Here is a 21,566-nt window from a genome sequence, read left to right on the forward strand (position 1 = left end):
CTTGGATAATTTTTTGCTAAGAGCCGGTTAAGAAAGTCTGTTTACGCCCGGCCGGGTTCGGCGTGCAGCAGGGGGGACATCCGATGAAGGCGTTCGCGCGGCTCCTGGGGGCGGGCTTTGCAGTCGCGGCTTTGGCAGCTTCGATTCCTGCCATCGCCGACGTCGAGCAAGGCATCGACGCCTGGCTGAGGGGTGATTTCGCCGAAGCGGTCAATCAATGGCGTCCGCTTGCGATCGAAGGGGATGCCGACGCGCAGTTCAATCTTGCGACTGCCTATAAGCTCGGCCGCGGCGTCCGCGCCGATCTGGTTCAGGCCGAACAGTGGTATCGGCGCGCCGCCCTGCAGGGTCATGAAGAGGCCGAGGACAATTACGGGCTGGCGCTGTTCCAGAACGGGCGGCGCGCCGAAGCGCTGCCCTGGCTAGAAAAATCAGTCGCGCGGGGAGAACCGCGCGCCGAATACATCCTTGGCACCGCGCTGTTCAACGGCGATCTCGTCGCAAAGGACTGGACCCGCGCCTATGCGCTGGTCACGCGCGCCTCGGCTGCGGGACTGCCTCAGGCCTCAAAGGCGATCGCGCAGATGGATCAGTTCATGCCGCTCGATCAGCGGCAGCAGGCGGTCGTGCTCGCGCGACAGATAGAGTCCAACCGCGCAAGGCCCGCAGTGCCGGCGCCCGTGACCACAAATCTTCCGCCCTCACAGGCTGCAGCGACGACCAAGCCGGTTGGCGCGCCCTATCCGGTTCCGGGCGCAGCCGCGAAGCCCGCGCCGGTCGTCGCCAAGGCGGTTGCGCCTGTCAAGGCCACCGCACCTGAACCCAAAGCCGCTCCGCGCGTCGCCGCCCCCGCTTCGGGCGCCTGGCGCGTCCAGCTCGGCGCCTTCAGCGACGCCACGCGCGCAAAGACGCTCTGGAACGGGCTCCAGCCCAAGGTGAAGGGGCTTGGAGCGGTACAATCCTTTTATGTGAAGGCCGGCGCGGTCACGCGCCTGCAGGCGGGGCCCTTTGCGAGTAAGGCCGATGCCGAGCGCCAGTGCGACGCCATCAAGACTGCCGGGCAACCCTGCCTCACAGTGAAACCCTGACGTCGCAGGCCGCGGTCAATTGACCCAATCGGCGCGCGAGACGCCCTGCGCGTAAAGCAGCGTCGTCAGATCGCCATGGACGATCCGCGCATCGGCGGCCGCGGCGGCCTTTTCCTTCGCGTGATAGGCGACCCCCAGCCCCGCCGCCTCGATCATCGGGATATCGTTGGCGCCGTCGCCCACCGCCAGCGTCTCCGCGCGCGACAGCCCGAGCCGCCCCATCTCCGCCAGCAGCGTCGCGCGCTTGGCCTCCGCGCCGATCACCGGGCGCGCCACCGTTCCGTCGAGCGCATCGGCGCCGAGACCCAGCACATTCGAAACCGCGCGATCGAACCCGATATCGGCCGCGACCGGATCGGCGAAATGCGTGAACCCGCCCGAAACGAGGATCGTATATGCGCCGCGCGCGCGCATCGTCCGCACCAGCGTCGTTGCGCCCGGCATCAGCTTCACGCGCTCCCGGTAACAGACATCGAGCGTCGTCACGGGCAGCCCCTTGAGCAACGCGACACGCGCATCGAGCGCCGCCTCGAAATCCAGCTCGCCGCGCATCGCGCGTTCGGTCACATCGGAGATCTCGGCCTTGATTCCCGCATAATCTGCAAGCTCGTCGATGCACTCGATCGTGATCATCGTCGAATCCATGTCGGAGATAAGCAGTTTCTTCTCGCGGCCCGCTGCCGCCTGCACGATCACGTCCACACCAGCCAGCAGGCCCTCGAGCGTCGATCTGGCGATGACGGCGTCACCGTCAAAGGACAGGTCCGCCGCCTTTTCCTCATCGATCCAGGCGAATTCGCGTGAATCCATCCCCGCCGCCCGAAGCGCTTCCTGCGCACGAAAGATATCGGCCTGGCTCAGGCGATCCGCTGCTATCAAGGTGGCGATGAACAAGACTCAGATTCCCCGGCGTCAGAAGCTGGTGCTTATTGCGGGGCCGACCGCCAGCGGCAAGTCGGCTTTGGCGGTAAATCTCGGCCAACGCCTTCCGTGCGTCGTCATCAACGCCGATTCCGCGCAGGTCTACCGCGATCTGCGGGTTCTTTCAGCGCGGCCCGATGCCGATGAAATGGCCGGCGTGCCACACCACCTGTTCGGCTATATCGACGGTGCCGAAGCCTGTTCGGCGGCGCGCTGGGCCGAGGATGCGCGCCGCGAGATCGCTGCGGCAGCCGATACCGGCGCAGTTCCCATCCTGGTCGGCGGGACCGGGCTTTACCTCCGCACCCTGCTAGACGGTATCGCACCCGTTCCGGAAATCGACGCCGACGTGCGCGCGGCGGTGCGCGCGCTTCGCGTGGCCGACGCCCACGCTGCGCTCACGCGGGAAGATCCCGAAGCCGCGGCAAGGCTCGCGCCCGCCGACACCACGCGCGTCGCGCGTGCGCTCGAGGTTGTGCGCTCAACCGGACGCCCCCTCGCCGCGTGGCAGCGCGAACGCATTGGCGGCATCGCCGATCGCATCGAACTCGTTCCGCTGATCCTGTTGCCCCCGCGCGACTGGCTGTTCGAACGGATCGAGCGGCGCTTCCGGATGATGATCGATCAGGGCGCGGTCGCCGAGGTCGAGGCCTTGCGCATGCGCCAGCTCGATCCCGCGCTCCCCGTCATGCGCGCCATCGGCGTTCCCGAGATATCTGCATGGCTCGAGGGAGAGATCAGCCGCGAAGCCATGCTTGAACGCGGCACAATCGCGACGCGCCAGTACGGCAAACGGCAATATACCTGGTTTTCGCACCAGCCCCCCGCGGAATGGACTGTCGCGAATGAGAAACTTGATGACTCTATGACCGGTCAAATTGCAATTAAATTACACACACAGGTGTTGACAGTTTAGTTTATTGCCCGTAGCTCAGCCCGCCTTGCCTTTGCTGCACCGCGGCAGCCGGGCGCGTATTTATTGGTTGGAGGACATGATGACGGCGGAAAAGTCCGGAGCGGACATACTGGTCGAGGCCCTGAGCGATCTCGGGGTCGAGGTCGTATTCGGCTATCCGGGTGGGGCCGTGCTTCCGATCTACGACGCGATCTTCAAGCAGACGCGGATCAAGCACATCCTCGTCCGCCACGAACAGGCGGCGACGCACGCGGCCGAGGGCTATGCCCGCTCGACCGGCAAGCCCGGCGTCGTCCTCGTCACCTCCGGCCCCGGCGCGACCAATGCGGTCACCGGCATCACCGATGCGCTGATGGATTCGATTCCGATGATCGTCATCACCGGTCAGGTTCCGACCGCGCTGATCGGCAGCGACGCCTTTCAGGAGGCCGACACCGTTGGCATCACGCGCCACTGCTCGAAGCATAACTATCTGATCAAGGATCCGGCGAAGCTCGGCGATACCGTCCATGAGGCGTTCCATATCGCGACCTCGGGACGGCCGGGGCCGGTGGTCGTCGACATTCCCAAGGACGTCCAGGTCGCGACCGCGAAATACAAAAAGCCCGGCGCGATCCAGCACAAGACCTATCGCCCGCAGATCAAGGCCGATCAGTCGCTGATCGAATCGGCGGTCGAAATGCTCGCAGCAGCAGAACGTCCGGTCTTCTACACCGGCGGCGGCGTCATCAACGCGGGTCCCGCGGCCAGCCAGATTCTGCGCGAGCTCGCGCGAATCACCGGCGCGCCGGTCACCTCCACGCTGATGGGGCTCGGCGCATTTCCGGCCTCGTCGGACCAGTGGCTCGGCATGCTGGGCATGCACGGGACCTACGAAGCCAATCTGGCGATGAACAAGGCCGACCTCATCATTGCGCTGGGCAGCCGCTTCGACGACCGCGTCACCGGCCGGCTCGACGCGTTCGCGCCCAACGCGCGCAAAGTTCATGTCGATATCGACCGGTCTTCGATGAACAAGACCGTCCATGTCGACCTGCCGATCCTCGCCGATGTCGGCCGCGCAATGGAGGATATGGTCCGCGTCTGGAAGGCGCGCGGCCACCAGAAGAACGATCTGTCCGGCTGGTGGGCGCAGATTACCGAATGGCGCGCGAAGAAGTGCCTCGAATATCCCGCGTCGACCAAGGAGATCATGCCGCAGGAGGCGATCCGCAAACTCTGGGAAGCGACGCACAAGCGCAATCCGATCATCACCACCGAGGTCGGCCAGCACCAGATGTGGGCGGCGCAGCATTTCCATTTCGAGCATCCGAACAAGTGGCTGACCTCGGGCGGTCTCGGCACGATGGGTTACGGGCTACCTGCGGCGATCGGCGCGCAGATGGGCAATCCCAACGCGCTTGTCATCGACATCGCGGGCGAAGCCTCGATCCAGATGAACATCCAGGAGCTGGGCACCGCCACCCAGTACCGCCTGCCCGTCAAGATCTTCATCCTCAACAACGAATATATGGGGATGGTGCGCCAGTGGCAGGAACTCACCTATTCGAGCCGCTATTCGGAAAGCTATTCCGACGCGCTGCCCGATTTCGTGAAACTGGCTGAGGCGTACAACTGGACGGGCATCCGCATCGACAAGCCCGGTGAGCTCGAAGCGGGAATCCAGGCGATGCTCGACGCGCCGGGGCCGGTAATCGTTGATTGCCGCGTGGCAAAGCTCGCCAACTGCTTCCCGATGATCCCGTCGGGCGCCGCGCATACCGAGATGATCCTGCAGTCCGACCAGGTTTCGGGCGAAATGGACGACGAAGCCAAAGCGCTGGTCTGAGGCGCTGGGGGAAACAATGCATATCAAGCAGGAACAGCAGGAACGGCACACGCTTGCCGTCATCGTCGACAACGAAGCAGGCGTCCTCGCGCGCATCGCCGGGCTCTTCACCGCGCGCGGCTATAATATCGAAAGCCTCACGGTGACCGATATCAGTGAGGACGATCTGATCAGCCGCATCACGATCGTCACTTCGGCCTCGGCGCCGATGATGGAACAGATCATCGCGCAGCTCGAGCGGCTGGTGCCCGTGCACAAGGTGGTCGATCTGACCGCGCTGGGGCCGCATGTCGAGCGCGAGCTTGCGCTGGTGAAGGTCGCCGGCGCCGGCGATCACCGGATCGAGGCGCTGCGCCTCGCTGATGTCTACCGTGCGCGTGTCGTCGATGCGACCACGACAAGCTTCGTCTTCGAAGTGACGGGCGGGTCGGACAAGATCGATACCTTCGTCTCGCTGATGCGCGAGGTCGGCCTCGTCGAGGTCGCCCGCACGGGAATCGTCGCCATTTCCCGCGGCAAGGACGCCGCCTGAACCACATGTCTCGACTTCGCTCGACACGAGCGGGGTTGGCTGAAACTTCAAACCGTTTGTCCCGAGCGAAGTCGAGGGACGCAAGACAAAGGACTGAAATTATGCGCGTTTACTACGATCGCGACGCCGACCTGGGTCTGATCAAGGGCAAGAAGATCGCCATCGTCGGCTATGGCAGCCAGGGCCACGCCCACGCCCAGAACCTTCGCGATTCGGGCGTGGCGGAAGTCGCGATCGCGCTCCGTACCGGCTCGGCCACCGCGAAGAAGGCCGAAGGCGCAGGCTTCAAGGTGCTTTCCAACGCCGAAGCTGCGAAATGGGCGGACGCCGTCATGGTCCTCGCGCCCGACGAGCATCAGGCAGCACTCTACAATGACGATCTCCACGCCAATCTGAAGCAGGGCGCCACGCTAGCGTTTGCGCACGGCCTCAACGTCCATTTCGGCCTGATCGAGCCGCGCGCCGATCTCGACGTCATCATGGTCGCGCCCAAGGGCCCGGGCCACACGGTCCGCTCCGAATATGTGAAGGGCGGCGGCGTCCCCTGCCTGATGGCAGTCCATCAGGATTCGAGCGGCAATGCGCACGACCTTGCGCTCGCCTATGCGTCGGCGGTCGGCGGCGGCCGTTCGGGCATCATCGAGACCAATTTCCGCGAGGAATGCGAAACCGACCTGTTCGGCGAGCAGGCCGTGCTCTGCGGCGGCGTGACCCACCTGATCCAGGCAGGCTTCGAGACGCTGGTCGAGGCAGGCTATGCCCCTGAAATGGCCTATTTCGAGTGCCTTCACGAGACCAAGCTGATCGTCGACCTGCTCTATGAAGGCGGCATCGCCAACATGCGCTACTCGATCTCGAACACCGCCGAATATGGCGACATCACCACCGGCCCGCGCATCATCACCGACGAAACCAAGGCCGAGATGAAGCGCGTTCTCGCCGACATCCAGTCGGGCCGCTTCGTCAAGAATTTCGTGCTCGACAACCGCGCCGGCCAGCCCGAGCTCAAGGCCGCGCGCAAGCTGGCCGCAGCGCATCCGATCGAGAAGGTCGGCGCGGAATTGCGCGCGATGATGCCCTGGATCGGAGCCAACAAGCTGGTGGACAAGGACAAGAATTGACGGCCCCAACAGGCCGTCACCCTGAACTTGTTTCAGGGTCCATGAACACGGCGCGTGCAGAATCTGCGCCGCCGGTGTTCATGGATGCTGAATCAAGTTCAGCATGACGCTAAGGGGCGGGCGATGACCTCCGAGACTCGCCTGTTTGAAACCCACGCCCGCCAACTCGATGCGCTCGCCGCCGACGATCGGCTTCGCGTGCTCCGACCGCGTCAGGGACTCGATTTCGTCTCGAACGATTATCTGGCTCTCGCCAACTCGCCCGAGTTGCGCGCAGCCCTGTTCGACGGCATTGAGCGTGGCCTGCCCGCGGGATCGGGCGGTTCCCGCCTGCTGCGCGGCAATCACGAGGAGCATGAGGCGCTCGAAAGCGAGGCTGCGCGCCATTATGGCAGCGAGGCCGCGCTGTTCTTTGCGACGGGCTTCACTGCCAATGCCGCACTCTTTGCGACGCTGCCCCAGCGCGGTGACCTCGTCGTCCATGACGAACTCATTCATGCGAGCGCACATGACGGGATGAAGCTCGGCCGTGCAGAGCGTGTCGCCGTCGCGCACAACAATGCCGACGCCTTCGAAACCGCGATCCGGAACTGGCGCGCGCGCGGCGGCCTCGGTCGCCCGTGGATCGCGGTCGAAAGCCTCTATTCGATGGACGGCGATCGCGCGCCCCTTGCGGCGCTGGCCGAAGTGGCCGAGCGAAACGAGGCGGTGCTCATCGTGGACGAAGCGCACGCAACGGGCGTTTTCGGCCCCGAAGGCCGCGGCCTTTCGGCATCGCTCGCACGGCAAGAAAACGTCATCGCACTGCACACCTGCGGCAAAGCGCTGGGTTGCGAGGGCGCGCTGCTCTGTGCGCCGCGCGTGCTTGTCGACTTCCTCGTCAACCGCGCCCGCCCCTTCATCTTCTCGACCGCATCCTCACCCTTCGTCGCGCATATGGTTCGCCGCGCGATCGAGGTGGTCGCCGCGCAGCCCCAGCGTCGTGCCGCACTCGATGCGCTCGTCGAGCATGCGGGCGCCCGATTGCACGACCGGCTCGGCGTCGCGCCCACGGGTTCGCAGATCATCCCCGTAATTATCGGGGACAATGGCCGCACGATGGCGATCGCATCGGAGCTTCAGTCAGCAGGGTTCGACGTCCGCGGCATCCGTCCGCCGACCGTGCCCGCGGGCACCGCGCGACTGCGCGTATCAATCACGCTCAACGTCACCGCTGCCGATATCGACGCGCTCGTCGACGCGATGGAGGGGGCGATCGCGCGCATTCCGGCATGAGCCAGCGCTTCGTCATCACCGCCACCGACACCGATGTCGGCAAGACCATCTTCTCCGCCGCGCTCGTCCAGGCGCTTGGCGCAAGCTACTGGAAGCCCATTCAGGCGGGCCTCGAAGGCGGAACCGACAGCGAGACCGTGGCGCGGCTGACGGGAGTCACGCCGATCCCCGAAGCATGGCGCCTCGCAACACCCGCCTCCCCGCATCTCGCCGCCGAAATCGACGGTGTGACGATCGACCCTGTCGCGCTTGCACCACCCGATTGCGACGGCCCGCTCATCATCGAAGCGGCCGGCGGCGCGCTCGTTCCTGTCACGCGCACCACGCTGTTCGCCGATATCTTCGCGCGCTGGCAGTTGCCCGTGATCGTCTGCGCGCGTACCGCGCTCGGCACGATCAACCACAGCCTGATGACGATCGAAGCGTTGCGCAATCGTAACGTTCCAATTCACGGCCTGGCCTTCATCGGCGACGCCATGCCCGACAGCGAGGCGATCATCCCTGAAATCACGGGAATCCGGCGCCTGGGCCGCCTCCCCCACCTCGATCCACTGACCCCGAAAACGCTCGCCGCCGCCTTCGCCGCGCATTTCAAGACGGGCGACTTCACATGAGCCTTTCCCCCGTCTGGCATCCCTTCACCCAGCACGGTCTCGGCGAACCCATTCCGCTGATCGAGCGTGCTCAAGGCGCAGCAATCTACGACGCTGACGGCCGGCGCTGGATTGACGCGATCTCGTCCTGGTGGGTGGTGACACACGGCCATTGCCATCCGCGCATCATGGCCGCGATCCGGGAACAGACCGAACGGCTCGACCAGCTCATCTTCGCGGGCTGGACGCACGAACCCGCCGAAAGCCTTGCGCGTGAACTCGTCGACATCACCCCCGAACCGCTCACGCGCGTGTTCTTTTCGGACAGCGGCTCGACCAGCGTCGAGGTCGCGCTCAAGATGGCGCTCGGCTATTGGTCCAATATAGGGCGCCCGCGCCACCGCATTCTCGTGATGGAGCACAGCTATCATGGCGACACGATCGGCGCGATGTCGGTCGGCGCGCGCGGCGTGTTCAATAAGCCTTATGAGCCGCTGCTGTTCGACGTCGGCGCCATTCCCTTCCCCGCCGAGGGCCGCGAACAGCAAACGCTCGACGCCCTCGAAGCCGCCTGCCGCGAAAAGCCCGCCGCCTTCATCGTCGAGCCGCTGATCCTCGGCGCGGGCGGCATGCTCATCTATTCGGCTGAGACGCTCGCCGAAATGCGCGGCATTTGCGCGCGTCACGGCGTGCTCTTCATCGCCGACGAGGTCATGACGGGCTGGGGCCGCACCGGCACGCGCTTTGCCTGCGATCAGGCGGGCATCGCACCCGATATCATGTGTCTCTCCAAAGGGCTGACCGGCGGCGCGATTCCGCTGGCCGTCACGCTTGCGACTGACGCAATCTTCGAAGCGCATTATTCCACCGATCGCGCGAAGACGTTCTATCATTCGAGCAGCTACACCGCGAACCCGATCGCCTGCGCCGCGGCCAACGCCAATCTTGCCATCTGGCGCGAGGAGCCCGTTGCTGAACGCATCGCCAGCCTGGCCACAATGCAGGAGCAACAGCTCGCACGCCTTGCAGCCCATCCTCGCCTCACCAGCCAGCGCCAGCTTGGCACGATCGCCGCGGTCGATATTGTTGCCGATGATGCGGGCTATCTCTCCGACCTTGCGCCGCGTCTCATCGCTTTCTTCCGCGAATGCGGCCTGCTGCTGCGACCGCTCGGCAACACGCTCTACGTGATGCCGCCCTATTGCATCGACGAGGCCGACATGACGCTGATCTATGATGGAATTCTGGACGCGATCGAGGTTTGACAGAAGCGTCCCTCGACACCACCTTGCGCGCTGCCCCTCAACAGGAGACCTCCAATGCGTCGCAAGCTCATCGCCCTCGGAGTCGCAGTCGTCGCCGTCGTCGCCCTCCCGGTCATCGCCCAGCAATCATCGCAACTCCCCGGCGCCAAGAATCCTGCCGCGGTCACCGGGGGCACCTACACGGTAGACGCACCGCACACGCTGGTCCGCTGGGAAGTCGATCATCTCGGCTTCACGCCCTATTTCGGTATTTTCGGTGACGTGACAGGGACGCTCGTGCTCGACCCCAAAAACCCTTCCGCAGCCAAGGTCGACGTCACCATTCCCGTCGCCAAGGTGACCACCGCCAGCGCCGGGCTCACCAAGCATCTGCTCAAGCCCGCCGAGGGCGGAAAGCCGGCCGACTTCTTCGGCGCCAATCCCGCGGATGCCAGGTTCGTGTCGACCGGCGTCACTGTCGACGGCGACGATGCCAAGATCACGGGCAACCTGACGCTCAACGGCGTCACCAAGCCCGTCACGCTCGACGCTGAATTCTACGGCGCGGGCAAGGCCCCCGCGCAGATGGGCGGCAAGGAAAATGTCGGATTCGAGGCCGAAACCACGATCAAGCGCAGCGATTTCGGCATCGGCTACGGCATCCCCATGGTCTCGGACCAGGTGAAGCTCGACATCGCCGTCGCCTTTCAGAAATAATCGTGCGTCAAAAGCCCCTGTTGCGAAAGCGATAGGGGTTTTTGCTGGACAGGCACGGCGTTTCCCGCCATGGCCTTAACCATGAACGCGCACCGCGCCCTTCTCCTTCTTCGACTTACGCGCCCTTAGGCGCGACGCTTCCGCTTGGCTCTTTTCAGAGCCGCGGCACCGCCTAAGGGCTATAATAAACCAGAGCGAAACGAGCAGCAGGCGCGGACACGTGTCGCTGTGAAGCCGAAGAGAAAACTCATGCTGCGCGATCCGTCCGTAAAATACCGCCCCTTCCCGCAGGTCGATATAGCCGACCGTGAGTGGCCAAGCCGCACCATCACCAAGGCACCGCGCTGGCTGTCAACCGATATGCGCGACGGAAACCAGGCGCTGATCGATCCGATGGACAGCGAGAAGAAGACGCGCTTCTTCGAGCTGCTGTGCAAAGTCGGGGTCAAGGAGATCGAGGTCGGCTTCCCGTCGGCGGGGGCGACCGAGTTCGACTTCATCGCGGGCCTCGTCCAGCAGGGCCGCGTTCCCGACGACGTGATCATCCAGGTGCTCACCCAATCGCGTCAGGATCTGATCGAAAAGAGCTTCGAAAGCCTGAAGGGCGCGAAACAGGCGATCGTCCATCTCTACAACGCCGTCTCGCCCGCATGGCGACGGATCGTGTTCAACATGGAGCGCCCCGAGATCAAGGCGATCGCGGTGGCCGGCGCCAAGGTGCTGCGCGACGAAGCCGCGAAGCAGCCCGACACGCAATGGCATTTCGAATACAGCCCAGAAACCTTTTCGACCGCCGAACTCGATTTCTCGGTCGAGGTCTGCGAGGCGGTGATGGACATACTCCAGCCGACGCCCGAGCGTCCGCTGATCCTCAACCTGCCCGCGACGGTCGAGGCGGCGACGCCCAATATCTACGCCGACCAGATCGAATGGTTCTGCCGCAATATCCGCAATCGCTCATCGGTCGTCATTTCGCTCCACCCGCATAACGACCGCGGCACGGGCGTGGCTGCCGCCGAACTGGGCCTGATGGCGGGCGGCGACCGTGTCGAGGGTTGCCTGTTCGGCAATGGCGAACGCACGGGCAATTGCGATCTCGTGACGGTCGGGCTGAACCTCTACACGCAGGGCGTCGACCCGCGCCTCGACTTCTCGGATATCGACGAGGTGATCCGCACCGTCGAATATTGCAACAACATCCCCGTCCATCCGCGTCACCCCTATGCGGGCGACCTGGTGTTCACAGCCTTTTCGGGCAGCCATCAGGACGCGATCAAGAAGGGTTTCGTTGCGCAGGAAGCGCGCAACGACGAATATTGGGAGGTTCCCTATCTGCCGATCGACCCCGCCGACCTGGGCCGCAGCTACGAGGCGGTGATCCGCGTCAACTCGCAGAGCGGCAAGGGCGGCGTCGCCTGGGTTCTCGAACAGGACAAGGGGCTGAAGCTGCCCAAGCGGATGCAGGCCGATTTCAGCCGCCACGTTCAGGCGCTGGCCGACGAGACGAGCCGCGAACTCAACGCCGCCGACATCTGGGGCGCCTTCGCCAAGGCCTATGCGCTCGACGGCGAGCACCCCTTCGGCCTGATCGATTATCAGGAAACCCACGCTCCCGGCGGGATTGGCGGCGCCAATCGCATGTTCGTGGGCAAGATCCGGCTTGAGGGCGAGGAACGCTCGATCAGCGGGCGCGGCAACGGCCTGATCTCCTCAGTGCTCGCAGCGTTGCGCGACGAATGCGGCATCGACCTTGAGGTCGCCGACTATAGCGAGCACGCCATCGGTCATGGCTCGGACGCGCAGGCTGCTGCCTATGTTGAATGCCGCACGGCTGAAGGAAAGACGGTCTTTGGCGTGGGCGTCGATGCTGACGTGGCGACCGCAAGCGTTCGCGCGGTGCTGAGCGCGGCGAACGTGCTAGGCACCGAAGCCGCTTCGGCGAGCGGGGCAAGCGCGGCGTCCGCTGCATGATCCGGTCCGGCGCCGCCCAACGCGGCGGCGCTACACCGTCGGCAAGAACACGAAGCCCCTCTCTGCGGGCGCCTCGGCGTCCTGCACCGCGACGTCGGTGACGCGCGCCAACGCCGGCCCCTGATGGCAAGCGACAATGAATGCCTCAACAGCCTCCTGCGATCCGGAGGCCAGCGCCTCGACGCTGCCGTCGCTGCGGTTGCGCACCCAGCCAGAAAGTCCCAGCGATCGCGCCGCGCCGGTCGCCCAGTCGCGATAACCCACGCCCTGAACGCGCCCTGTGACCCTCAAGCGGCGAGCGGTGCTACAATCGGCCATGGCTTCATCGTCCGTTGTGCGACGCATACAGGCTGCGCCCGCTCTTCTCGCATCGCAAGCGAAATCATCACGTTCGCAATAACTTACACCAGTGTATAGAAAATTCGACGAGCGACGCTGTCGCTTAGACCAACGTCGTTGCATATCAAACTAACGCCCGATATGCCGCGCCCATGCGTTGTAGTGTTTCCTCCGTCGAGCGTGTTGCCCGCGCGATATGCGAGCAGGCTTTTTACGAGCGTAACAATTTTGCTCCGACGCAGCACACCGTCGATCGCGACTGGCGCGGCTTTGCGCAACAGGCCGCAGCCGCGATCGAAGCGATCAACGGTGACGAGGAGGCGCTCGCGGGCCGCCGGGCGGTTCGCGACAATTGGGACAGGCTGCTCTTCACCCCCTGAGCGGCCGACATCCGCGTTATCCGCCGCGACAGCGTGGATCGCAATCATCGCGCGCTGCGGCATGGCTCAAATGCGCGCCACGGAACAATGGCCTGCGCACGCAGTTACCCTAACATGGCTCTGATCTGGATCGGCATGTTGTTGGTGTTCGGCGGCATGGTGCTTGCGGCGACGCGAACCATGAAGCGCGGTCGCCTTAGCGAAGCCCGATCACAGACGGCTACGAAACGTCCCGACACGCTGGAGCCGAGCGGACGCGGATCGCGGCTGAGCATCAAGGCCGATCTTCCCGGGCTCGGGCTCATGGCGCTCGGCGCTCTGCTGCTCCTCATCGGCGCGTTCGTATAACGCCGATCACGTTCGACGGCGCAGCTTCTCGCTATCGCCGTGCGCCAGCCTCAGCAGAGTGGAGGCACGAAAAAACACCATGGTTAGCAGACATTGGTTAGCAGACATTCACGTCTGAATAAGGAGTGGCGCAAGCTCGTCTCTTCACGTTTTTGGCGCAACCCGACGATTTGATCATTGCAGCGACATTCTCAAATTGTCGGGCTTCTATCGGACCAACTTCCATCGTGCCAACGCCGTTGGACCAAGCGGGATGTCGGGCCAAGGCTATGTCGTGCTCTGTCAAGCGGGCGACGACGCCACCCAGGCACTCGGGCGAGCCGGTAACTCCGATGCTGACCTTCCGCGGTGTTCCCTTGTCGTGCTCGCCACCACAGGAAGAGCAACTGAGGAGTGTCAAAAGAAGGCCGATAACAGCTTTAGTCATACCCCGTTTGAATGCCGCACACGCTGACCATCTGCAATGGATCGTTGGCGACACTCACTTCCGCCCAATAACTTCTCGATATCGCCATGGCCCCGCTTTTGTCTTTTCCCCCTCCCTTCAAGGGAGGGGTTAGGGGGTGGGCATCGCCGCCAGGCGATCAAAACATTGGCGCTGAAGATAGCTCGCTCCGCTCGCCACCCACCCCCGGCCCCTCCCTTGAAGGGAGGGGAGAAGGCTCGCACACTCACTTCCGCCCGAACAGCTTCTCGATATCGCCGTGCGCCAGCTTGACCCAGGTCGGGCGGCCGTGGTTGCACTGGCCCGAATGCGGGGTGATCTCCATTTCGCGCAGCAGCGCGTTCATCTCGGCGACCGACAGCACGCGTCCCGCGCGCACCGAGCCGTGACACGCCATCGTCGCCGCCACATGATCGAGCCGTTCCTTGAGCGACAGCGTCTCATCATAGGCGGCAAGCTCGTCGGCGAGATCGGTGACGAGCGCCTTGACGTCGCCATTGCCGAGCATCGCGGGGGTGGCGCGGACGAGCATCGCCGCGGGACCAAAGCGTTCGAGTTCAAGCCCGAACTCGACCAGTTCGGCGGTACGCGTCTCCAGTCTGTCGCACGCGCTTTCGTCGAGCTCGACCACCTCGGGAAGCAGAAGCGCCTGACGCGCGACGCCGCCCCCATCCATCGCGCGGCGCATCCGCTCGAGCACCAGCCTTTCATGCGCGGCATGCTGATCGACGATGACGAGCCCGTCCTGCGCCTCGGCGACGATATATGTCTTGGCCACCTGCCCGCGTGCGACGCCCAGCGGATAGCTGACCGTCTCCGGCGGCGGCGCCCAGGCGGGTTCGGCGCGCGCCATCGGCGGGGGCATGGTGAAGCCCGGCTTCCGATCCCACACCGTAGACTGCCGAGAGGCGGGCATCGGCATATCGCTCCCGCCCGTGTCTGCGAGCGCGCCAAGCGCAAGCTCGGCGGCGGTTGCCAATGGCTCGCTTTGCCAATTGCCAAGCGCGACAGGATCGGCGCGCTGCACGCTTCGGTGCCCCGCCTCGTCGAGCGCGCGCCTGAGCCCGCTCACGATCATGCCACGGATCAGTGCGGGATCGCGGAAGCGCACCTCCGTTTTCGCGGGATGGACGTTGACATCGACCGCATCGGACGGAACCTCAAGGAACAGCGCGACCACCGGGTGCCGGTCGCGCGCGAGCACATCGGCATAGGCGCCGCGCACCGCGCCCGCGAGCAACCGGTCCTTGACCGGCCGGCCGTTGACGAACAGATACTGGTGATCGGCGACGCCGCGGTTGAACGTGGGCAGTCCCGCCACCCCGCCAAGCCTTACGCCCTCACGTTCGAAATCGATGCCGACGCTGTTTTCGGCCAGCGCGCGATCGGTCAGCGCTGCGACGCGATCGGGGCCAGTTTCGCCGCCCTGGACGCCCAGCGCGCGCCGCCCTTCATGCTCTAGCGAAAAGGAGATGTCGGGCCGGGCCATCGCAAGCCTGCGGACGACATCGACGCAGGCGGCATATTCGGCGCGGCCCGAGCGCAGGAATTTCCGGCGTGCGGGCACCTTCTCGAACAACCGCTCGACGCGGATCCGCGTGCCCGGCGGCAGCGCTGCCGGCCCTTCGCTCTCAAGGCGACCATTGTCGACGACACGCTGCCACCCATCCGCACCCCGCACGCGGCTTTCCAGCGTGAATCGCGCGACGCTCGCGATCGAAGGAAGCGCCTCACCGCGGAAGCCAAGCGTCGAAACCGCTTCGAGCGCGTCATCGGGCAGCTTCGACGTGGCATGACGTTCGAGCGCGAGGCCCATTTCGTCGCGATCCATGCCGCATCCATCGTCGCTGACCTCGATGAGATCGATCCCGCCGCCCGCCAGTTTGATCGCGATTCGCGTCGCGCCTGCGTCGATTGCGTTCTCGACAAGTTCTTTCAGCGCGCTTGCCGGCCTTTCAACGACTTCGCCTGCGGCAATTCTGTTGACAAGATGCTCGGGGAGGCGGCGTATTGACATGGGGCTTCGTCTAGCCCAAGCGACGGCATCCCGCGACCCGGCGTTGACAAAAAAATTGGTGCTTGCAGACATCTGAAGGCGCCGCAGCGGACCCTTATACCGGCCCGGCTTCGGTCGCGCGCCACACTGAACAGTCTGGACGGGCAATACATGTTCTTATCGCGCCACATGAAATTCTTGAAGTTCATGTCCCACGACATGGCAATCGATCTGGGGACCGCCAACACCGTCGTGTATCTGCGCGGGCGCGGCATCGTTCTCAACGAACCCTCGGTGGTCGCGATCGAGACGATCAATGGCGTCAAGAAGGTCAAGGCAGTCGGCGACGACGCCAAGCTGATGATGGGCAAGACGCCTGGCAGCATCGAGGCGATCCGTCCCTTGCGTGACGGCGTGATCGCCGACATCGATGTCGCAGAACAGATGATCAAGCACTTCATCCACAAGGTGCATGGTGGCAAGAGCCGGCCCTGGCGCTTCCCCGAAATCGTGATCTGCGTCCCCTCGGGTTCGACCTCGGTCGAACGCCGCGCAATCCGTGACGCCGCATCGAATGCGGGCGCGTCGCAGGTGTGGCTGATCGAGGAGCCAATGGCGGCCGCGATCGGCGCCGACATGCCCGTGACCGAGCCGATCGGTTCGATGGTCGTCGATATCGGCGGCGGCACGACCGAGGTTGCGGTGCTCTCGCTGCGCGGCCTTGCCTATACCACTTCGGTGCGCGTGGGTGGCGACAAGATGGACGAATCGATCGTCTCCTATGTCCGCCGCAACCACAATCTGCTGATCGGCGAAGCCACCGCCGAACGCATCAAGCAGGAGGTTGGCGTCGCCAAGATGCCGCTCGACGGCGTCGGCAAGACGATCCACATCAAGGGCCGCGACCTCGTCAACGGCGTGCCCAAGGAGATTACGATCAACCAGGGCCAGATCGCCGAGGCACTTTCGGAGCCCGTCGGCACGATCGTCGAGGGCGTTCGCATCGCGCTTGAAAATACCGCGCCCGAACTGGCCGCTGACATCGTCGATCAGGGCATCGTGCTCACCGGCGGCGGCGCCTTGCTGCATGGGCTCGACGAAGTGCTGCGCGACGAGACTGGGCTGCCGGTCACGGTTGCCGACGATCCGCTGACCTGCGTCGCCTTGGGGACGGGCCGCGCGCTGGAAGATCCTATCTTCCGCGGCGTGCTGCTCACCGCCTGATCGGGGCGTAAGCGCGTATGGCGCCGCCCAAAAATCGGCGCCCCGGCTTTTCGCGCCGTGCCCAATATGGCCTGTTCGCGGGCTATGTCGTCGCAGTGCTCGGCGCATTGCTCGGCCTGTTGCTGATCGTCACCGCCTGGGTCGACCCCGCGGGCCATAATGCGATCCGGGCGTTGATCAGCGACGTCACCAGCCCGGTGTCGAGCGCACTGCGCTCGAGCGTGCGCGCGACAGGGGCGAGCGGCACCGCAGTGCTGGAATATTTCGACGCCGGATCGAAGAACGCCGCGCTGCGCGAGGAGCTCACGATCGCGCGCCGCAAGCTGATCGAGGCGCGCGCGACGGAATATGAAAACCGTCGTCTGAAGCGGTTGCTCGGCATTGCCGAGGCGGACTCCTCGGCGATCGTCGCGGCGCGCCTGACGAGTTCCTCGGCATCGAGTTCGCGGCGTTTCGCAATGTTGAACGCCGGGAGCGTTCATGGCGTTACCACCGGCCAACCCGTGCGCGGCCCCGACGGGCTTGTCGGCCGCGTAATAGAAATCGGGCGTGGCACCGCACGCGTGCAGCTCATCACCGACACCGGCAATGTCGTTCCCGTCATTCGTGTGACCGACGGACTGCCCGCAATCGCAACCGGCAATGGCGATGGCTCGATCGACATCCGCGCGCTCACTGCCACGGGCAACGTCTTCAAACCCGGAGATGTGTTCATCACCTCAGGCACCGGCGGTGTCTATCCTCCGAAGATTCCGGTGGCGATCGCAATCACCGCCTCGGGCGACGGCGCGATGGCGCGCCCGCTCGCGAACCCCGCCAAACTCGACTATGCCGTCGTCCTTCCCGTATTCGTGCCCATCGTCGCCAACGCCCCGGTCGCTCCACCGGAGGAAGGCACGGAATGAGCCCGCGCATCCGCTCGGACGGCGAGGAGAGAATAGCGCGGCTGCGTGGCACGACGCTGCCGGTGATCAGCACAATGCTCGGATCGGCCACCGTCATCCTGCCGATTATCGCAACCACACCCTTGCTCCCGCCTTTCGGGTTTCTGATGTTGCTCGCCTGGCGACTGCTGCGTCCCGAACTCTGGCCGGTCTGGATCGGGCTTCCACTGGGTCTGGTCGACGATCTTTTCAGCGGTCAGCCAATCGGCAGCGGGATGCTGCTGTGGACGCTCGCGCTGCTGGGCATCGACCTGGCCGATCGGCGCATGGTGTGGCGTGATTATTGGCAGGACTGGCTCATTGCGGCGGCCGCGACTATCCTGTGCCTCATCGGCGGGCTGGTGACCGCCAACGCCACCGGAGGCAATGGAACGGTGCTGCAGATCGTGCCGCAAATGATTTTGTCGGTTCTGATTTTCCCAGCGGTCGCGCGCTTCTGCGCGCTGCTTGATCGCTGGCGTCTATCGTGATGAAGCGAGGCTGATGAAACGCCGCCAGCGCCCGATCCTGTCTGAGGCCCAACAATCGCTGTCCTTTACCCGACGCACGCTTTTCCTCGGCGGCGCGCAGGCGGGAATCGGCGTGCTGCTGGCTACGCGCATGGGCTGGCTTTCGATTGCCGAAAATGAGCGCTATGCGCTGATGTCAGAAAGCAATCGCGTCAACCTGACGCTGGTCCCGCCGCGCCGCGGCTGGATCGTCGACCGCTATGGCCGGCCGATTGCGATCAACCGCACCGATTTTCGTGTCGATCTGATTCCCGATCGCGTCACTGATCCCGAGCGGGTGGTGAATGCGCTCGGCAATCTGCTCTCGATCGATCAGGACCAGCGCGAACGCATATTGGAAGACCTCGAAAAGGCAGCAGGCTTCCAGCCGGTGCAGGTCGCCGCCGGGCTGACCTATGATCAATATGCCGCGATCAGCGTACGCCTGCCCGACCTGCCTGGCGCAGCCCCAGCGCGCGGATATTCGCGTTTCTATCCGGATGGTGCCGCAGTTGGTCATCTTGTCGGTTATGTGGGCGCGGCGTCTGCCAAGGATTATGAGAAGTCGAAGGACCCGCTGCTCATCACCCCCGGTTTCAAGGTGGGCAAGGACTGCGTCGAGAAAATGCTCGACGAGCGCATGCGCGGCCAGCCCGGCGCCAAGCGTACCGAGGTTACCGCGCGCGGCAAGCTGGTGCGCGAACTTGCAACACGCCCTGATGTTCCCGGACACCCGGTCAAGCTGACGATCGATGCCGGACTTCAGGCGTTTGCCGCCCGACGCATCGGCACCCAATCAGGCGCGTGTGTCGTCATCGACTGCACAAATGGCGACATTCTCGCGATGGCCTCGATGCCCTGTTACGATCCCAACAGTTTCTCGGACGGCATCAGCCATGCCGAATGGGGCATGCTGTCAGAGGATGAGCGCGTTCCGCTGATGAACAAGACAATGCAGGGCCTTTACCCTCCCGGATCGACCTTCAAGCCGATCACCGCGCTGGCGCTTCAGCAGGCGGGCATCGATCCGGAGGAAATCGTTCATTGCGGCGGCGGCTACCAACTCGGCAATCGCCGCTTTGCCTGCCTTGGCCGTCATGGCGCGATGAACCTGCACCGCGCCATCGCGAAGAGCTGCAATACCTATTTCTACACCATGGGACGCCGCGCCGGGATCGACGGGATCGCAGAAGCGGCGCGCGCTCTGGGACTTGGCGCCGAATATACGCTTCCCATGCCCTCGCAGAAATATGGGACGGTGCCCGATCCTGCCTGGAAGCAGCGGCGATACAAGCAGAACTGGAGCGTGTCGGACACGCTCAACACCTCGATCGGGCAAGGCTATCTTCAGGTGAGTCCGCTCCAGCTCGCTGTGATGGCGTCGCGCGTCGCTTCAGGACGCATGCTCGTGCCGCGGCTGATGGCGGGCGGTAGCGGAAAGCCCGCGCCGCCACTTCCCTATTCGCCCGAGTACGTCGCCAATATCCGCTCGGGGATGGACGAGGTGGTCAACGGTGCCGGCACTGCCGGACGGAGCCGCCTGCCGCTCGAAGGGATACGCATGGGCGGGAAGACGGGGACCGCGCAGGTGCGCAACTTCAAGGGCGGCGCACGCCGCGGCCTCGGTATTCCCTGGAAGTTTCGCGATCACGGACTGTTTGTGGGCTTCGCACCGGTCGACAATCCGCGCTACGCCACGGCCGTCGTTATAGAACACGGCATGTCGGGTTCCGGCGCGGCAGCGCCCGTGGCGAGCGATACGCTGCTGTATCTGTTCGATCCTGCCAAGGCGATGGCCAAGCTCGAAGCCTTTGAGAAGGAATGGGGCGGAGACATCGCGACGCGCATGGCCGCCGATGCGACGCGCTACAAGGCCGCGCGCGAAGCCGCCGCCAATCCCGCGATCGCCACGGCACAGGCCGAGGCGGTGGTCGCCAACGCGTCCAACGCGAGCAATGCTGCGGCGTCGCGTCCCGCCAGTACCGCCGCGCCTGCCGAGGAAGCAGAATGACCGGCAATTCACTCGTCCCGGCCCCGCTCGCGCGGTTGCCCTGGAAGCTGTTGCTGCTGGTCCTCGGCATAACCGGCTTCGGTCTGATCGTGCTTTATTCGGCCGCGGGCGGGCATCTCAAGCCCTGGGCGTTTTCGCAGGGGCTTCGCTTCTGCATGTTCTTCGTCATGGCGCTCGTGCTCGCGCGCGTGCCCGAACGCGCCTGGAAGGCGGCCGCCTTCCCGCTCTACATAGGCGTGCTGATACTGCTGATCCTCGTCGAGATGCTCGGCTTTGTCGGCGGCGGCAGCCAGCGCTGGCTCGACCTCGGATTCATCAGGATCCAGCCGTCCGAGATGATGAAACTCGCGATCGTGCTTGCGCTCGCACGCTATTACGATCTGCTTCCAGTCGGCCAGATCCGGAGCTGGTCGGCGATGTGGCCGCCCGCGCTTGCGATCGGCGTGCCCCTGGTGCTGGTGATGATTCAGCCCGATCTCGGCACGTCGCTGATGATCGCCGCCGGCGGGCTCACCGTCATGTTCCTCGCCGGACTTCCGCTGTGGATCTTCATCGGCGGCGGGCTCGCGCTGGCCGCCGCGGTCCCGATCGCCTTTTCGATGCTTCACGAATATCAGCAGAATCGCGTCCTGATCTTCCTCGACCCCGAAAGCGATCCGTTGGGCGCGGGATATCACATCAGCCAGTCCAAGATTGCGATCGGATCGGGCGGCATCTTCGGCAAAGGGTTTCTCAACGGCAGCCAGAGCCATCTCGACTATTTGCCCGAGGGACATACCGACTTCGTCTTCGCGACGATGGCTGAAGAATGGGGGCTGATGGGCGGCCTGTTCATCATCGTCGCGTTCATCATGCTCGTGCGCTGGGGGCTTCGCGTCGGACAGCGCGCGCAGTCGCGCTTCGCGCGCCTCACCGCAGCGGCGCTCGCGACGACGATCTTCTTCTATGTGGCGATCAACCTGATGATGGTGATGGGCCTTGCCCCGGTCGTTGGCATCCCATTGCCGCTCTTTTCGTTCGGCGGTTCGGCAATGATGACGGTGATGATCTGCATCGGCATCATGATGTCGATCGAACGCAGTTCGCAGCGCCGGTCGAATTTTGATTAAATAGGGTTTGCAAGGCCGCGAATCCGCTGCTAGGGGGCTCACCTCTTGATCGCGCAGCCCATCGGGCGGCCGGTTC

At 64.5% G+C, this 21,566-nt stretch carries 20 protein-coding genes; 17 read left to right on the forward strand and 3 right to left on the reverse strand.

The genetic code is table 11. The features are described from left to right. Positions 1–83: 83 nt before the first annotated feature. Complete coding sequence (locus D3876_RS00245; RefSeq protein WP_119759140.1) at positions 84–1,088, forward strand: SPOR domain-containing protein; 1,005 nt, start codon at positions 84–86, stop codon at positions 1,086–1,088. Positions 1,089–1,103: 15 nt separating this feature from the next. Here the strand turns inward: D3876_RS00245 and serB are convergent, their stop codons facing one another. Next, positions 1,104–1,982: a phosphoserine phosphatase SerB gene (gene serB, locus D3876_RS00250; protein WP_119759141.1), complete on the reverse strand. Its 879-nt coding sequence runs from the start codon at positions 1,980–1,982 to the stop codon at positions 1,104–1,106. Between serB and miaA the strand changes: the two genes are divergently transcribed. From miaA to leuA, 9 genes are all read left to right on the forward strand, one after another. Next, positions 1,975–2,925 (forward strand): tRNA (adenosine(37)-N6)-dimethylallyltransferase MiaA, encoded by a 951-nt coding sequence (miaA, locus tag D3876_RS00255; protein ID WP_119759142.1) that lies wholly within the window; start codon positions 1,975–1,977, stop codon positions 2,923–2,925. The two genes, serB and miaA, sit on opposite strands and share 8 nt — an antisense overlap. A 79-nt stretch (positions 2,926–3,004) precedes the next feature. Continuing rightward, positions 3,005–4,753: an acetolactate synthase 3 large subunit gene (locus tag D3876_RS00260; protein WP_182911816.1), complete on the forward strand. Its 1,749-nt coding sequence runs from the start codon at positions 3,005–3,007 to the stop codon at positions 4,751–4,753. 16 nt (positions 4,754–4,769) lie between these two features. After that, positions 4,770–5,285: an acetolactate synthase small subunit gene (gene ilvN, locus D3876_RS00265; RefSeq protein ID WP_119759144.1), complete on the forward strand. Its 516-nt coding sequence runs from the start codon at positions 4,770–4,772 to the stop codon at positions 5,283–5,285. A 101-nt stretch (positions 5,286–5,386) separates the two neighbouring features. Beyond that, entirely contained in the window at positions 5,387–6,406 is a 1,020-nt protein-coding gene (gene ilvC / locus D3876_RS00270) for a ketol-acid reductoisomerase (RefSeq protein WP_119759145.1), read from the forward strand. 123 nt (positions 6,407–6,529) lie between these two features. Next, complete coding sequence (locus tag D3876_RS00275; protein WP_119759146.1) at positions 6,530–7,681, forward strand: 8-amino-7-oxononanoate synthase; 1,152 nt, start codon at positions 6,530–6,532, stop codon at positions 7,679–7,681. Then, positions 7,678–8,295, forward strand: a complete 618-nt coding sequence (gene bioD / locus D3876_RS00280; protein ID WP_119759147.1) for a dethiobiotin synthase — start codon at positions 7,678–7,680, stop codon at positions 8,293–8,295. Before D3876_RS00275 ends, bioD begins: the two co-directional genes overlap by 4 nt. After that, a complete protein-coding gene (locus D3876_RS00285; protein ID WP_119759148.1) occupies positions 8,292–9,539 on the forward strand; it encodes an adenosylmethionine--8-amino-7-oxononanoate transaminase in 1,248 nt (415 codons plus the stop codon). Before bioD ends, D3876_RS00285 begins: the two co-directional genes overlap by 4 nt. Positions 9,540–9,593: 54 nt before the next feature. After that, the gene (locus D3876_RS00290; protein ID WP_119759149.1) at positions 9,594–10,235 is read left to right on the forward strand and encodes a YceI family protein; all 642 of its coding nucleotides are present in this window, start codon (positions 9,594–9,596) and stop codon (positions 10,233–10,235) included. 249 nt (positions 10,236–10,484) lie between these two features. Then, on the forward strand, positions 10,485–12,206 hold the full coding sequence (gene leuA, locus D3876_RS00295; protein ID WP_119759150.1) for a 2-isopropylmalate synthase: 1,722 nt from the start codon (positions 10,485–10,487) through the stop codon (positions 12,204–12,206). 30 nt (positions 12,207–12,236) lie between these two features. Here the strand turns inward: leuA and D3876_RS00300 are convergent, their stop codons facing one another. Next, positions 12,237–12,551 carry an acylphosphatase gene (locus tag D3876_RS00300; RefSeq protein WP_238475169.1) on the reverse strand — a complete coding sequence of 105 codons (315 nt, stop codon included), beginning with the start codon at positions 12,549–12,551 and terminating at the stop codon, positions 12,237–12,239. A gap of 146 nt (positions 12,552–12,697) precedes the next feature. Between D3876_RS00300 and D3876_RS00305 the strand changes: the two genes are divergently transcribed. Then, positions 12,698–12,925: a hypothetical protein gene (locus tag D3876_RS00305; protein WP_119759151.1), complete on the forward strand. Its 228-nt coding sequence runs from the start codon at positions 12,698–12,700 to the stop codon at positions 12,923–12,925. 114 nt (positions 12,926–13,039) lie between these two features. Beyond that, positions 13,040–13,273, forward strand: coding sequence for a hypothetical protein (locus D3876_RS00310; RefSeq protein ID WP_119759152.1), 234 nt, complete (start codon positions 13,040–13,042; stop codon positions 13,271–13,273). Between the two features lie 671 nt (positions 13,274–13,944). Here D3876_RS00310 and mutL read toward each other — a convergent pair. Further along, positions 13,945–15,735, reverse strand: a complete 1,791-nt coding sequence (gene mutL, locus D3876_RS00315; RefSeq protein WP_119759153.1) for a DNA mismatch repair endonuclease MutL — start codon at positions 15,733–15,735, stop codon at positions 13,945–13,947. Positions 15,736–15,903: 168 nt separating this feature from the next. On the opposite strand from mutL, the gene D3876_RS00320 reads away from it, so the two are divergent. From D3876_RS00320 to rodA, 5 genes are read left to right on the forward strand one after another with little or no spacing between them, the layout of a single operon-like run. Next, the gene (locus D3876_RS00320) at positions 15,904–16,938 is read left to right on the forward strand and encodes a rod shape-determining protein (protein WP_182911817.1); all 1,035 of its coding nucleotides are present in this window, start codon (positions 15,904–15,906) and stop codon (positions 16,936–16,938) included. A 17-nt stretch (positions 16,939–16,955) separates the two neighbouring features. Further along, on the forward strand, positions 16,956–17,843 hold the full coding sequence (locus D3876_RS00325) for a rod shape-determining protein MreC (protein ID WP_119759155.1): 888 nt from the start codon (positions 16,956–16,958) through the stop codon (positions 17,841–17,843). Then, on the forward strand, positions 17,840–18,352 hold the full coding sequence (locus tag D3876_RS00330) for a rod shape-determining protein MreD (protein WP_119759156.1): 513 nt from the start codon (positions 17,840–17,842) through the stop codon (positions 18,350–18,352). Before D3876_RS00325 ends, D3876_RS00330 begins: the two co-directional genes overlap by 4 nt. A gap of 13 nt (positions 18,353–18,365) precedes the next feature. Beyond that, positions 18,366–20,381 carry a penicillin-binding protein 2 gene (gene mrdA / locus D3876_RS00335; RefSeq protein ID WP_119760850.1) on the forward strand — a complete coding sequence of 672 codons (2,016 nt, stop codon included), beginning with the start codon at positions 18,366–18,368 and terminating at the stop codon, positions 20,379–20,381. Next, entirely contained in the window at positions 20,378–21,490 is a 1,113-nt protein-coding gene (gene rodA, locus D3876_RS00340; protein WP_119759157.1) for a rod shape-determining protein RodA, read from the forward strand. The genes mrdA and rodA overlap by 4 nt, the downstream gene beginning before the upstream one ends. The last annotated feature ends 76 nt before the right edge of the window (positions 21,491–21,566 follow it).

The sequence above is a fragment of the Sphingomonas cavernae genome, assembly GCF_003590775.1.
GTDB lineage: Bacteria > Pseudomonadota > Alphaproteobacteria > Sphingomonadales > Sphingomonadaceae > Sphingobium_A > Sphingobium_A cavernae.

Bases quoted from the DNA above. Each gene is read 5' to 3' on its own strand.
- D3876_RS00245 (WP_119759140.1), top strand. From the start codon at position 84: ATGAAGGCGTTCGCGCGGCTCCTGGGGGCGGGCTTTGCAGTCGCGGCT.
- D3876_RS00260 (WP_182911816.1), top strand. From the start codon at position 3,005: ATGACGGCGGAAAAGTCCGGAGCGGACATACTGGTCGAGGCCCTGAGC.
- D3876_RS00325 (WP_119759155.1), top strand. From the start codon at position 16,956: ATGGCGCCGCCCAAAAATCGGCGCCCCGGCTTTTCGCGCCGTGCCCAA.
- bioD (WP_119759147.1), top strand. From the start codon at position 7,678: ATGAGCCAGCGCTTCGTCATCACCGCCACCGACACCGATGTCGGCAAG.
- D3876_RS00290 (WP_119759149.1), top strand. From the start codon at position 9,594: ATGCGTCGCAAGCTCATCGCCCTCGGAGTCGCAGTCGTCGCCGTCGTC.
- mrdA (WP_119760850.1), top strand. From the start codon at position 18,366: ATGAAACGCCGCCAGCGCCCGATCCTGTCTGAGGCCCAACAATCGCTG.
- D3876_RS00275 (WP_119759146.1), top strand. From the start codon at position 6,530: ATGACCTCCGAGACTCGCCTGTTTGAAACCCACGCCCGCCAACTCGAT.
- D3876_RS00285 (WP_119759148.1), top strand. From the start codon at position 8,292: ATGAGCCTTTCCCCCGTCTGGCATCCCTTCACCCAGCACGGTCTCGGC.
- D3876_RS00305 (WP_119759151.1), top strand. From the start codon at position 12,698: ATGCGTTGTAGTGTTTCCTCCGTCGAGCGTGTTGCCCGCGCGATATGC.
- rodA (WP_119759157.1), top strand. From the start codon at position 20,378: ATGACCGGCAATTCACTCGTCCCGGCCCCGCTCGCGCGGTTGCCCTGG.
- D3876_RS00300 (WP_238475169.1), bottom strand. From the start codon at position 12,551: ATGCGTCGCACAACGGACGATGAAGCCATGGCCGATTGTAGCACCGCT.
- ilvC (WP_119759145.1), top strand. From the start codon at position 5,387: ATGCGCGTTTACTACGATCGCGACGCCGACCTGGGTCTGATCAAGGGC.
- miaA (WP_119759142.1), top strand. From the start codon at position 1,975: ATGAACAAGACTCAGATTCCCCGGCGTCAGAAGCTGGTGCTTATTGCG.
- ilvN (WP_119759144.1), top strand. From the start codon at position 4,770: ATGCATATCAAGCAGGAACAGCAGGAACGGCACACGCTTGCCGTCATC.
- D3876_RS00330 (WP_119759156.1), top strand. From the start codon at position 17,840: ATGAGCCCGCGCATCCGCTCGGACGGCGAGGAGAGAATAGCGCGGCTG.
- D3876_RS00310 (WP_119759152.1), top strand. From the start codon at position 13,040: ATGGCTCTGATCTGGATCGGCATGTTGTTGGTGTTCGGCGGCATGGTG.
- leuA (WP_119759150.1), top strand. From the start codon at position 10,485: ATGCTGCGCGATCCGTCCGTAAAATACCGCCCCTTCCCGCAGGTCGAT.
- mutL (WP_119759153.1), bottom strand. From the start codon at position 15,735: ATGTCAATACGCCGCCTCCCCGAGCATCTTGTCAACAGAATTGCCGCA.
- D3876_RS00320 (WP_182911817.1), top strand. From the start codon at position 15,904: ATGAAATTCTTGAAGTTCATGTCCCACGACATGGCAATCGATCTGGGG.